At 57.3% G+C, this 13,261-nt stretch carries 10 protein-coding genes; 5 read left to right on the forward strand and 5 right to left on the reverse strand.

Annotated features, from left to right (window positions below):
* Positions 1-27: 27 nt before the first annotated feature.
* Entirely contained in the window at positions 28-2,883 is a 2,856-nt protein-coding gene (uvrA, locus tag BV494_RS18690; RefSeq protein ID WP_104924187.1) for an excinuclease ABC subunit UvrA, read from the reverse strand.
* A 347-nt stretch (positions 2,884-3,230) separates the two neighbouring features.
* On the opposite strand from uvrA, the gene ssb1 reads away from it, so the two are divergent.
* Entirely contained in the window at positions 3,231-3,776 is a 546-nt protein-coding gene (gene ssb1, locus BV494_RS18695) for a single-stranded DNA-binding protein SSB1 (RefSeq protein WP_104924188.1), read from the forward strand.
* 86 nt (positions 3,777-3,862) lie between these two features.
* Here the strand turns inward: ssb1 and BV494_RS18700 are convergent, their stop codons facing one another.
* Positions 3,863-5,281 (reverse strand): amidohydrolase family protein, encoded by a 1,419-nt coding sequence (locus BV494_RS18700; protein WP_104924189.1) that lies wholly within the window; start codon positions 5,279-5,281, stop codon positions 3,863-3,865.
* Positions 5,282-5,377: 96 nt separating this feature from the next.
* Positions 5,378-6,232: a LysR family transcriptional regulator gene (locus tag BV494_RS18705; protein ID WP_104924190.1), complete on the reverse strand. Its 855-nt coding sequence runs from the start codon at positions 6,230-6,232 to the stop codon at positions 5,378-5,380.
* 235 nt (positions 6,233-6,467) lie between these two features.
* Between BV494_RS18705 and hpxO the strand changes: the two genes are divergently transcribed.
* Together hpxO and BV494_RS18715 are read left to right on the forward strand one after the other, a co-directional pair.
* Positions 6,468-7,625, forward strand: a complete 1,158-nt coding sequence (gene hpxO, locus BV494_RS18710) for an FAD-dependent urate hydroxylase HpxO (RefSeq protein WP_104924191.1) — start codon at positions 6,468-6,470, stop codon at positions 7,623-7,625.
* 142 nt (positions 7,626-7,767) lie between these two features.
* On the forward strand, positions 7,768-9,336 hold the full coding sequence (locus tag BV494_RS18715; protein WP_104924192.1) for a hypothetical protein: 1,569 nt from the start codon (positions 7,768-7,770) through the stop codon (positions 9,334-9,336).
* 51 nt (positions 9,337-9,387) lie between these two features.
* Here BV494_RS18715 and BV494_RS18720 read toward each other — a convergent pair whose 3' ends face one another.
* Positions 9,388-9,873 (reverse strand): hypothetical protein, encoded by a 486-nt coding sequence (locus tag BV494_RS18720; RefSeq protein WP_104924193.1) that lies wholly within the window; start codon positions 9,871-9,873, stop codon positions 9,388-9,390.
* 130 nt (positions 9,874-10,003) lie between these two features.
* Between BV494_RS18720 and BV494_RS18725 the strand changes: the two genes are divergently transcribed.
* Both BV494_RS18725 and BV494_RS18730 read left to right on the forward strand, forming a co-directional pair.
* Positions 10,004-11,425 (forward strand): aldehyde dehydrogenase family protein, encoded by a 1,422-nt coding sequence (locus BV494_RS18725; RefSeq protein ID WP_104924194.1) that lies wholly within the window; start codon positions 10,004-10,006, stop codon positions 11,423-11,425.
* On the forward strand, positions 11,418-12,338 hold the full coding sequence (locus tag BV494_RS18730; RefSeq protein WP_104924195.1) for an AraC family transcriptional regulator: 921 nt from the start codon (positions 11,418-11,420) through the stop codon (positions 12,336-12,338). The genes BV494_RS18725 and BV494_RS18730 overlap by 8 nt, the downstream gene beginning before the upstream one ends.
* Here BV494_RS18730 and BV494_RS18735 read toward each other — a convergent pair.
* Entirely contained in the window at positions 12,313-13,236 is a 924-nt protein-coding gene (locus BV494_RS18735; RefSeq protein ID WP_104924196.1) for a LysR family transcriptional regulator, read from the reverse strand. The two genes, BV494_RS18730 and BV494_RS18735, sit on opposite strands and share 26 nt — an antisense overlap.
* Positions 13,237-13,261: the final 25 nt, after the last annotated feature.

A 13,261-nucleotide genomic window follows, 5' to 3' on the forward strand; every position in this document is an offset into this window, starting at 1 on the left:
CCTTCACAGGGGAGGAAGCCAAAAACATTAAGCCGTTTTCTTCGCCTGCTGGCTGTGGCGTTCGAGCAGCGGTTTCAGGAAGCGTGCGGTGTGCGATTCTTTGCATTCCGCGACGGTTTCCGGCGTACCGGCAACCAGAATCTGACCGCCGCCTGCACCGCCTTCCGGCCCCAGATCGACAATCCAGTCCGCGGTTTTAATCACGTCCAGATTGTGTTCAATCACCACAATGGTGTTGCCCTGATCGCGCAACTGATGCAGAACTTCCAGCAATTGCTGAATGTCGGCAAAGTGCAGGCCGGTGGTCGGTTCGTCGAGAATATACAGCGTCTGGCCGGTGCCGCGTTTGGAAAGCTCGCGCGCCAGTTTCACACGCTGCGCTTCGCCGCCCGACAGCGTGGTCGCTGACTGGCCGAGGCTGATATACGTCAGACCGACGTCGATTAATGTCTGCAATTTTCGCGCAAGGGCAGGCACGGCGTCGAAGAAATCGCGGGCTTCTTCAATCGTCATTTCCAGCACTTCGTGAATGTTCTTGCCTTTGTATTTCACTTCCAGCGTTTCGCGGTTATAGCGTTTGCCTTTACAGTGATCGCACGGCACATAAATATCCGGCAGGAAGTGCATTTCGACTTTGATCACGCCGTCGCCCTGACAGGCTTCGCAGCGCCCGCCTTTGACGTTGAAACTGAAACGCCCCGGCGTGTAGCCGCGGGAACGGGATTCCGGCACACCGGCAAACAGTTCGCGAACCGGCGTGAAAATACCGGTGTACGTCGCCGGGTTCGAGCGCGGCGTACGGCCGATCGGGCTCTGGTCGATGTCGATCACTTTATCGAAATGCCCCAGACCTTCGATTTCACGGTATGGCGCGGCTTCGGCAATGGTCGCGCCGTTCAGTTCGCGCTGAGCCAGAGGGAACAACGTGTCGTTGATGAGCGTCGATTTCCCGGAGCCGGACACGCCGGTGATACAGGTGAACAAGCCCACCGGCAGCGTCAGCGTGACATCTTTAAGGTTATTGCCTTTCGCGCCTGAGAGTTTCAGTACTTTCGTTGCGTCCGCTGGCACACGCTGCGCCGGCACAGAAATCTCACGTTTACCGCTGAGGAACTGGCCGGTCAGCGACGCGTCGTTCGCCATGATGTCTTCTGCGGTGCCTTCTGCAACCACTTCACCGCCGTGGACGCCAGCGCCCGGGCCGATATCGATAATATGGTCGGCGGCGCGGATCGCGTCTTCGTCGTGTTCGACCACGATGACCGTATTGCCGAGATCACGCAGGTGGATCAGGGTTTCCAGCAAACGTTCGTTGTCGCGCTGATGCAGACCGATGGACGGCTCATCCAGCACATACATCACGCCCACCAGACCGGCACCAATCTGGCTTGCCAGACGGATACGTTGAGCTTCGCCGCCGGACAGCGTTTCGGCAGAACGGGACAGCGAGAGATAATTCAGGCCGACGTTCACCAGGAATTTCAGGCGATCGCCGATTTCTTTCAGCACTTTCTCAGCAATTTGCGCACGCTGACCGCTGAGTTTCATGTTGCGGAAGAAATCCATCGCATGGCCGATGCTGAAATCAGAGATTTCCGGCAGCGTGGTTTCTTCGACAAACACGTTACGCGCTTCTTCGCGCAGACGCGTGCCTTTGCAGGACGTACAAGGGCGGTTGCTGATGTATTTCGACAGCTCTTCGCGCACCGCGCTGGATTCCGTTTCTTTATAACGGCGTTCCATGTTGTGCAGCACACCTTCGAACGGATGGCGACGGATTGACGTGTCACCGCGATCGTTGATGTATTTGAATTCAATGGTGGTTTTGCCGGAACCGTGCAGGATGGCATGGCGCACGTCGCTGCTCAGTTCGTTAAACGGTGCTTCCACATCGAAATCGTAATGCTCGCCCAGTGAGCGCAGCATCTGGAAGTAATAGAAGTTACGGCGATCCCAGCCGCGGATAGCGCCACCGGCCAGGGAAAGCTCCGGATTTTGCACCACGCGTTCCGGATCAAAGAACTGTTGCACGCCCAAACCATCACAGGTCGGGCAGGCACCGGCCGGGTTGTTGAACGAGAACATACGCGGTTCGAGCTCGCGCATGCTGTAGCCACACACCGGACAGGCGAAGTTAGCGGAGAACAGCATTTCGTCGGCTTTCGGGTCATCCATATCGGCGACCACCGCCGTACCGCCTGACAATTCCAGCGCGGTTTCGAAGGATTCCGCGAGGCGCTGCGCCAGATCATCACGCACTTTAAAGCGGTCAACGACCACTTCGATGGTGTGTTTTTTCTGCAATTCCAGCTTCGGCGGATCCGACAGATCACAAACTTCGCCGTCGATACGTGCGCGGATATAGCCCTGCGACGCCAGATTTTCCAGCGTTTTGGTGTGCTCGCCTTTACGGTCTTTCACGATCGTTGCGAGCAGCATCAGGCGCTGGCCTTCCGGCTGCGCAAGCACGTTATCCACCATCTGGCTGACGGTCTGCGCGGACAGCGGAATATTGTGTTCCGCACAGCGCGGTTCGCCCACGCGGGCAAACAGCAGACGCAGGTAGTCGTGGATTTCGGTGATGGTCCCGACGGTGGAACGCGGGTTATGCGATGTCGATTTTTGCTCAATCGAAATCGCCGGAGACAGACCTTCAATATGGTCGACGTCCGGTTTTTCCATTAAGGATAAAAATTGGCGTGCATAGGCAGACAGCGACTCGACGTAACGGCGCTGGCCTTCGGCGTACAGCGTATCGAACGCCAGAGAGGACTTGCCTGAACCGGATAAGCCGGTGACAACAATCAGTTTGTCGCGCGGGATAATCAGGTTGATATTCTTGAGATTATGGGTGCGTGCGCCCCGAACTTCGATCTTATCCATTCATCATTCCCGGATTAACTTGAAAGCTCACCGTGCCGGTGACCGTCGCAAAGGGTGGCATCGCGCCGGCCAGCGAATCAGGCACAGAGAAGAACGTAACGCGCAATTATGACACAAATCACAGCCCGTGCCACCCCAAAACCTGAATGTATATCCAGTACTCGATGTAACAGGCGATCATTTACTGAGCATTATGGAATGAATGTCCCGGCGAAGAACATCCGTTCGAGCCCGGCTGTGTTTTGTGGTTATGACGGCGGCGTTTTGTGGTTATAATGATACGAAGTGAGTCTCTCACATCTCAAACTGTGGTTTCAGCCACGACATACATCATCAGGAGAATCCACATGGCCAGCAGAGGCGTAAACAAAGTTATTCTCGTCGGTAATCTCGGACAAGATCCAGAGATCCGCTACATGCCAAACGGCGGCGCCGTTGCCAACATGACACTGGCAACCTCCGAAAGCTGGCGTGACAAAGCCACCGGCGAGCAGAAAGAGAAAACAGAATGGCACCGCGTTGTGCTGTTCGGCAAATTAGCCGAAGTTGCCGGTGAATACCTGAAAAAGGGGTCACAGGTTTATATCGAAGGTGCACTGCAAACCCGTAAATGGACCGATCAGGCTGGCGTAGAAAAATACACCACCGAAATCGTGGTTAACGTGGGCGGCACCATGCAGATGCTCGGCGGCCGTACCGGCGGCGGCGCACCAGCAAGTGGCGGTCAGGCATCAGCAGGCGGCGGCCAGCAAGGCGGTTGGGGTCAGCCTCAGCAGCCACAAGGCGGCAACCAGTTCAGCGGCGGCCAGCAGGCTCGTCCGGCTGCGCAAAACAACGCGCCAGCACAGAGCAACGAACCCCCAATGGATTTCGACGACGATATCCCGTTCTGATTCTGTGCCTTCGGGCGTCTATATCAGTTCAGCAAAAAGCCCCTCGCGGGGCTTTTTGCTTTTCTGCGCCAGACAATTTCTGACCCTTACACTTTCTCTACCGCGCCAAACACCAGTCTTCCCTGATGGAATGTCGCTTTGACGTCGGACACCCGCGCGACCGCTTCGGCTGAGCAACTGGCATCGACCAGGATCATTTCGGCGTTGTCGTTGAGTGCGGGCCACTGACGTTTCCCGGCATTGTCGAGCGGCAGGACATTGCCGGTGGCGATGGCGAGGGAGCGCGTCAGGCCGAATTCGTCGGAATTGCCGTAGAGCTGGGCGTACAGGCTGGCTTTTTCCAGCATGCTGCCGGTGCCGAACGGCGACCAGTGGTCGATCACGCTGTCGGTGCCGGTCATGACGAAGACGCCTTTCTGGCTCAGCTGCGGCAGCGGCATGTTCAGTTTGCCGAGCGGAATGGTGGACGCCACGGTGAACTGCTGTTCGGACAGCCCGGCGATCACTGCATCAAGCTCCGCGCCCTGCATCATCGCCAGCGCAAAACCGTGGCTGAGTGTCACTTTGCCTTTCAGTTGCGGGTTTTTCTCCACGGTCTGAATCATGTATTTCACTGCGGCGATCCCGGCAGGCGTCGTTTCGTGCAGATGAATATCCACGCCTTTATTTGTGTCGAGCGCAATCTGGAACATCGCGTCCAGCGACTTTTCCATTGCGCCGTCAACGTTGGTCGGATCCAGCCCGCCGACGTACTGGACGCCCATTTGCATCGCTTCGCGCATCAGGCCGTCCACTTTCGAATGCAGCAAACCGTGTTGAGGAAACGCCACAATCTCACAGCTGAAATCCTGCTGATGTTTTTCCAGCGCGATTTTCAGGTGCTCGAGACTTTTCAGGCCGCTGACCGGGTCGATATTGCAGTGGCTGCGCGCCACGGTGGTGCCTTTGGAATGCAGCAACCCGATGATCGCTTCGGCGTGTTCGACCGACGTCGGCAGCAGTTTCGGGATCAGCACCTGCTCGCGGGCAATCATATCCATGATGGTTTTACCTTTACGCGGGCGTGGCGCTTCCCATTTGCCGCCGTAAAAGGTTTTGTCGAGGTGGATATGCATGTCGCGCGTGGCGGGCAGAAGCAACAGCCCTTTAGCGTCAAAGGCCGGTAACGTAGTGGCCGGTGCGTCTTTCGCGGGCTGAATCGCCACAATTTTGCCGTTATTAATGTCGAGATTGTACAGGCCAGTTTGCGTGCCAATGACCATCTCACCTTCACGCTCGAAACCTTCTTCCAGCCGGACATTCCGCAACTGGTAGTGCGTGGCAGAAATCATTGTCGCCTGACGGGGATCGTCGCAGGTTTCAATGTTCTGACCGGTGCGTACGGTGGAAGCCGACGCCATGCCGGAGGCGAGCAGGGCACCGGTGGCAGTGACTTTTGCACTGTTTGAGAGAAAGTTTCTGCGACTTTGTTGCTGAGGGTTTTGCACGTCGAATTCCTTATTCATGATGCTCAGAGGATGCTGCTTTTCTCTTCACCCTAAAAGATCTCTCCGGTTCCGGCTGCGATATTTCCCACTGCCTGTCAGTGGGAAACGCAATGCTCAGCTGAGTTGGCAAAACTCGCGCAATTTTCCCGCCAGCGCGATTTGCGCCGCCGTGGCGTCCGGGCGGTAAAACAGCGCCAGCTCGACGTTATCCACGGTGGGTAAGCCGCTGTCTGCGCCGAGAATTCGGTGTTCCGGCGTGACACAGCTGGCGGGCAGAAGCGTGATGCCTAGCCCGACGGCGCTTGCGGCGACCAGCGCGGCGAGGCTGGCGCTGCTGTAGCTGATCCGCCAGCTGCGCCCGAGGGCGTCCAGCGCCTGGCACAATTCTTCGCGATACAAACCGTTGAGCGGGAACAGCACCAGCGGCACCGGGTCGCGTTCAAAAGCCGGAAACCCGGCGCTGTCGAGCCACAGCATCGGCTCGGGGCGCGACGCATTGGCTTTCTCGCCGGTCAGCTGTTTCACCAGGATAATATCCAGCATGTCCTGCTGCCACGCGCGGCGCAGTTCGTGGCTCAGGCCGCTGGTGACATCCAGCCGGATATGCGGATGCTCGCGGCAGAACTGCGCCAGCAAAGACGTGGTGGCAGCGGCAAAATCTTCCGGCACGCCGAGACGCACGATGCCGTCCGGCCACTGATCGCTCAGCGCGTCGTGCGCCTCGCCGTTGAGTGCGATAATCCGCCGCGCATAGCCGAGCAGCCGCTCGCCTTCCTCGGTGAGCTGAACCTGATGCGACGTGCGCTCGAGCAACGGTTTCCCCAGCGCTTCTTCGAGCCGCCGGACCTGCTGGCTGACCGTCGATTGCGAAAGATAAACGCGGTCGGCAGCGCGGGTAAAACTGCCGGTTTCGCAGACGGCCACAAAACTGAGTAACTGCTGCGGGCTGAACATGGGATAGCGATTCATTTCATCACTACTTCTGGTTGTGGTATTTGAAATCTGAATAGTCCGCAGAGTATCAACCTTCGCGTCCACGCACCAGACTGGCTCATTTCGCGGATGTTACGCCTTGTTTTAGCGCATTCAGGCCGGACTTTGGCCGGTGATGATTTGTCTTAAGATTGTATACAAGGCTTATTGCGCAAATCCGCGTTCTGGTACAGAAATTGCTTTTTCCTTGTGTGACTTCAAGGAGAAAAATATGAAAGCGATCGTGATTGGTGGCGGTATTGGCGGGACATGTGCGGCGATTGCGCTGAAGCGTTTTGGTATAGAAACGGCGGTATACGAGGCGGTGAAGGAGATCAAACCGGTGGGGGCGGCGATTTCCATCTGGCCGAACGGCGTGAAATGTCTGAATTATCTCGGGATGAAAGAGCCGTTGCGCAAGCTGGGCGGGCAGATGCGTTTTATGGCGTACAAAGAGTATCTGCAGGGCCAGACCCTGACGCGCTTCTCGATGGATCCGCTGATTCAGAGCGTCGGCGAGCAGCCGTATCCGGTGGCGCGCGCGGAACTCCAGTCGATGCTGCTCGACACCTATGGCCGCGACGAGGTGCAGTTTGGCAAACGGGTTACGCACGTTGAAGAATCCGCAGACAGCGTCACCGCCTGGTTTGACGACGGGTCATCCGCAACCGGGGATGTGCTGATTGCCGCCGACGGCACGCATTCTGTGATCCGTCAGCATGTTCTGGGCTACGCCACCGAGCGCCGTTATGCCGGTTATGTTAACTGGAACGGGCTGGTGGAAATCGATGAAAGCATCGCGCCCTCCGATCAGTGGACGACGTTCGTCGGCGAAGGCAAACGCGTTTCGCTGATGCCGGTCAGCGACAACCGTTTCTACTTTTTCTTTGACGTTCCGCTGCCCAAAGGCCTGCCGGAAGACCGCGCCACGTTGCGCGACGATTTACAGCGCTATTTTGCCGGCTGGGCAGAACCGGTGCAGAAACTCATCGGCCTGATCAATCCTGACACCACCAACCGGATTGAAATTCACGATATCGAACCGTTTATGCAGCTGGTGAAAGGGCGGATTGCGCTGCTCGGCGACTCCGGCCACAGCACGACGCCGGATATCGGGCAGGGCGGCTGCGCGGCAATGGAAGACGCCGTGGTGCTGGCCAATGCGTTGCAAACCAATTCGTTAGGCATTGAAGACGCGCTGCTGCGCTACCAGGAAAAGCGGGCGTATCGCGTGAAAGATCTGGTGCTGAAAGCACGCAAACGGTGCGACGTGACGCATGGCAAAGATATGGCAGTCACCGGCCAGTGGTATGAAGATCTGAAAACAGAAACCGGCGAACGTATTCTTTCCGGCATGTGCGAAACCATTCTGGGCGGTCCGCTGGAATGACCTGACGGCGGGCGTCGCAGTTCGCATTTTCAGAAACAGACTTTTACATGTCCTTAAAGTTTCCTGTGGTTTTGCCGAAAATAGCATCAGAAGGATCAGGGTATCCACTGGCGCTATGGCGCAACACAAGGGAACTATCGGGATGACAATCATTTCTGCGACAGGCAATCAGTCAGCCACTACGCTGCTGGCCGCCACCAAAACCACGGCAACCGTGACCGCCGTCGCCAGCCAGCAAGCGGCAGAGACGCAATCGACTTCCGTGACGATCGGGCAGGCGACACGCAGCACGCCGGTTTACGCCATCACCAAACCGGCGCTGGTGTGGGAAAATGCGTCTGCCGATCTTATCTCGTCGAAGCTGGCGGGAAATTTCAGTTCTGCGGGCAATGCGGCGCGTTTCACCGGGCTGGGCGCGGCGCTGCTGGAGCGCTTTACCACAGATGCAGGCAGTTATTCGCAATCTGTCTTAAAGCAAACGGCAGGTTCGGCTTCTTCCGTCAGCAGCGCGCAATCGCAACTTCATACCAAAGCGGATAACCAGATCACCCTGAGCGTGAAAACGGCCAGCGGTGCCTTGGTAGATATTACGCTGGGCAGCGATGCCGACGGTCTGGGCGTGCAGGTGAACGTCACCAAAGGCACGCTCAGCGACGCCGATCGCACGGCGCTGGCCGGCCTGGCCGACGGTTTTCAGAAAGCCATTGACGGCCTGACCGCACAACCGCCAAAGCTCGATCTCAGCGGATTAACAAAATTCGATACCTCAGTGCTGTCTTCCGTTGATTTGCACGCCACGCTGGGCAAGACCGATACACAGACGCTGGATTTCCACGCCGACGCCAGCACGCGCTCGGTGAAATCTACCGGCGAGCTGGGCACGGTGGATATCAGCGTGGACATGAGTAAACGTGCACTTCTCGGCACGGACTCACAGCAGAAACAGGCGCTGAATCAGTATCTGAAACGGTTCAGCAGTGCGGGCACGCGGGGTAACGCCGATTCCTCGCTGATGGACATGTTCAAAGATGCGTTTACCGCGCTTAACAGCAATTACGGCGAAACGGCGAACACGTACAAAAGCAGCGGTTTAGAACCGGTTTATTTCTCGCTGACCCAAACCGATAAGAACATGATGACCGGGCTGGCGGATTTCACCGCGTCAGTCACGCAGACGCCAACGGATAAAACCAATCCGATGAAGCTTAGCGAAGTGGATTCGTTCTCTTACGAGGTTTCGCAGGCCAGCACCATCACCGGCGACAGCACGCAGAACCGCAATATCACGCAGAAGCAGCAGTCGCATCTGGTCGCGAGCTACCATCAGCCATTAACGCCGGGACTTCAGCTGAACCTGACGAGTGACAGGAATTCGCAGAATTATCTCTACTATCAGATTGATGATAAAGCTGAAAGTACGACGTCGGTGCAGTACCACAAAGGGGCGCTGGTGAGCGCGTTTGTGGATCAGTCGGCCAGCACCTCAACGCATATTCAGAAGTATGTGAAAGGCTGGCTGGAATCCGACACAACGACGCCGGTGGAAACGTCAAAAACCACGGATTTGCTTGGCAAGCTGCAGTCTGCGTGGCAAAACGATGCGCCGCGCATGTCGTTCCGGGATTATCTGGCGCACCAGTCGCTGCCGGATCTCAGCGGCCTGGTGTTGCTGGAGTCTGACCCTGCGCAGCTGAAAAACACCTCGGCCTGAATCTGAGTCATTGAAAATAACAGCCTCGCAGGAGGCTGTTACGCTTTCTGCTTACATCTCAAATTTCGTTCCCTGCACGGTGATTTCTGCAAATTGCAGATGGTGCATGAACTCGCGCAAAATCAGCAAAGTGGCCGCAAAATCATTGCCGTCCGGCAATCCTTCAAAATGCGCCGGACGTCCGTTTATCACCAGCGCCAGCCGGTCAAATGTCCGTTCGACGGCGTCGAGCGACAGCGTCATCACTTCGTTTTCTGCCACACCGGCAATGCGTGCCAGCGCGCGGACATCGTTGTCTGTGCAAAACAGCGCCGCGCCTGCGGGAATGTCGTGCCGGATACGAATAATTTCATCTTCCACCACCATAATGGCGGTTTCCATTTCGTCCGGCGTGGGCGGCGTGTGGCTGAAATAGCCCACAGACGTCAGCTGTGAGCCCAGCGTCAGCGGCAAAACCTTGTCTTCAGCCCCGGAATTTCTGACGACAATCTGCGTCTCTTCGTGGCCGATATGCAGTAATACAGCGGGTGTGGTCATCGGTTTCTCCCAATCGATAGATTTCTAACATACTCCCGGCCAGCAGGATCAGGCAATCCTCAGGCAGTATTGGTCTATCCCCCTTTCGCCCGCCGGTCTTAGCATGCAGACTCACAAACCGGAGGCATTCATGAAACAGATTAATCAAATCTATATTAACGGCGAGTTCGTCACCCCGCACGGCACTGAAGTGATGCACCTGATCGATCCGGTGACGGAACAGGTCGCGGCGCAGGTTCGTCTGGCCGATGAAACCGATACCCGCCAGGCGATTGCTGCCGCAAAAGCGGCTTACGTTGATTTCTCACGGACCAGCAAAGCGCAGCGCATTCAGTATTTACAGCAACTGCACGATGCGGTGCTGGCGCGGGCGGACTTGCTGGAAACGGTGATGAGCGCCGAATATGGCGGCCCGCTGGCGATGGTACGCGGCACCGTGGCGCGGGCGTCCGGCGCATTTTTGCAGGCGATAAAACTGCTCAATGAGTATGAATTTGTCCGCCAGATTGGCAAGGCGAAAGTGGTGATGGAACCGCTGGGCGTCGTCGGACTGATTACGCCGTGGAACGCTAACTACGGTTTCATCTGCAATAAAATGGCGACCGCGCTGGCGGCGGGCAGCACGGTGGTGATTAAGCCCAGCGAACTGAGCGCGGGCCAGACGCAGTTGCTGACAGAGTGCCTGCACGCCGCGGGTTTACCGGCGGGCGTGTTTAATATTGTTACCGGACGCGGCGACGTGGTCGGCGCAGAAATTACCCGTCACCCTGATATCGCGAAAATATCCTTTACCGGTTCGACGTCGGTGGGCAAAGCGATTGCCCGTGGCGCGGTAGACACCCTGAAACGCGTGACGCTGGAACTCGGCGGTAAGTCGCCTAACATTCTTCTGCCGGATGTTGATCTCGAAAAAGCCATTCCGCTGGCGCTGGCGGTTGGCACGATGAATAACGGCCAGGCATGCATCGCAGGTACCCGTTTGCTGGTCCCGGAAGAACGGCTGGAAGAAGTGAAAGCGCATCTGGTGCGCGCGGTCGCGAGCGTCAAAGTGGGCGACCCGCAGCAGACGGATACGCAAATCGGCCCGCTGGTGACGGCAAAACAGTACGCCCGCGTACAGAATTATATTCGTCTCGGCGTTGAAGAAGGTGCGGAGCTGGTGTGCGGCGGCGAAGGGCGGCCAGACGGGCTGAGCCACGGTTATTTTGTGAAACCGACGGTGTTTGCGAACGTCACGCCGCAGATGACCATCGCCCGCGAAGAAATATTCGGGCCGGTGATTTCGGTGCTGACCTATCGCAGCATTGAGGAAGCGGTCAGCATGGCGAACGACACGGTTTATGGTTTGCAAGCTTATGTCAGCGGCGAAGATCGCCAGCAGGCGCGCAGCGTTGCGTCACAAATTATCGCCGGGCGGGTGTTTGTCAACGGCATGTACGACGCGCCGGACGCGCCGTTTGGTGGCTTCAAACAGTCCGGTCTGGGCCGTGAATTTGGTACTTACGGGCTGGAAGCGTATCTTGAGCCGAAGACCCTGATCGACGATGAGTGAAGAGACTATGACCCCCCTGACGTCCCTGAGTGCGCGCGTTTTGCGCGCCTTTTCAGCCCTGCCGCCGGATGAAAATTCCTGTCCGACGGCGCTGCCGTGGCTGTCGTTTATCCGTTTTACGCATCCGACGGCGCTCAATAAAGGGATGCTTTCTCCGTCGATGTGCCTGATTTTACAGGGTCAGAAAAAGGTGCTGATCGGCGCGGAAGTGGTGGAGTACGGCACGGGCAGTTATCTGCTTTCGGCGATTGATATGCCGGTTTCCGGGCAAGTCACGCAGGCGACGGAAGAGATGCCTTATCTGGGGATCCGCATCGATCTGGATCTGAAAGAAATGGCCGATCTGATGATCGACATGCAACTCGATCCGCTCCCGGCTGCGCGATCCGGCGGCGTCACGTACGTGGCAAAATCCGATGACTGCCTGGCCGATGCTTTTTTGCGTCTGGTCGCCATGCTGGATATTCCGCAGGATTTGCAGGCGCTCGGGCAACTGGTGAAAAAAGAGATTTTCTACCGGCTGATCACCGCGCCGGAAGGCGGTCATTTTTACCAGCATTTACTGTCGTATTATCAGGGGAAAGGCGTGAGCGAGGCGATTGTGTGGATCAAAGCCAATTTCACGCACCCTCTGCGCATGGACGAACTGGCGAAAATTGTCGGAATGAGCGTCTCGAATCTGCATCACCGTTTCAAGGCGCTCACGGTCATGAGCCCGCTGCAATATCAGAAACAGATCCGTTTACTGGAAGCGCGCCGCCTGCTGTTGAGCGGCAATGTCGACGCGGCGACTGCGGCATTTCGCGTGGGCTACGAAAGCCCGTCGCAGTTTAACCGGGAATACCGCCGCTCGTTTGGCGCGCCGCCGTTGCAGGATATCGGCCAGCTCAGACAGCTGGGTGTAACGCTGTAGTATGCGGCGGACTGCGCCGCGCAAACTCCTTCACCATCCAGTCAATAAACACCCGCACGCGGGGCGAAAGCTGACGGTTACGCGGATAAAGCAGCGCCACCGGCAACGCGCCGACCGGGAAATCCGCCAGAATTTGTACCAGCGTGCCCTGCGCCAGATCGTCGGTTAACCCGTAATGCGGTACCTGTATAATGCCCATTCCGCGCCGCGCCGCTTCTTTCATACTTTCCGCGCCGCTGACCGACAAACGGGTGGGCAACATCACGTCCCGCGCTTTTCCGTTCTGATGAAAAACCAGGGGCAACAGCCCGCCGGTCGAACTTGAGCGGAAGCCAATCATCCGGTGATTAGCGAGATCGTCCGGCGTTTCCGGTGTACCAAAACGCGCAAGATACGCCGGGCTGGCGCAGGTGATTTCCGGCAACGTGCCCAGCGGGCGCGCCACCATATCGCTGTCTTTCAGTTCGCCCGCGCGGATCACGCAGTCGATACCTTCACGCACCAGATCGACGAACCGGTCGCCTTCGCTCAGATAAAATTCGATCTCAGGATATTGCGCCAGAAAATCCGGCAGGCCGGGCAGAAGAAAATGCCGCGCCAGTGAACCGTGGACGTCCACCCGCAACAACCCTTTGGGCTGCGCACCGGCGAAATCCATCTCGGCATCTTCCACGTCGGCCAGAATGCGCAGACAGCGCTGATAATACGCCTCGCCGTCCAGCGTCGGGCTGACATGGCGGGTGGTGCGTTGCAGCAAACGAACCTTCAGCCGTGCTTCGAGCTGTTTAATGGCGTCGGTCACCGTCGAACGTTTCAGGTTCAGACCCTGCGCGGCCTGCGTAAAACTGCGCAGCTCTACCACGCGGGTAAACAGCTGCATACTGTCGAGTTTATCCATGATTGTTCGCTTTTACCGGATAGTG

Origin of the sequence: Rahnella sikkimica (assembly GCF_002951615.1) — a bacterium.
Taxonomy (GTDB): domain Bacteria; phylum Pseudomonadota; class Gammaproteobacteria; order Enterobacterales; family Enterobacteriaceae; genus Rahnella; species Rahnella sikkimica.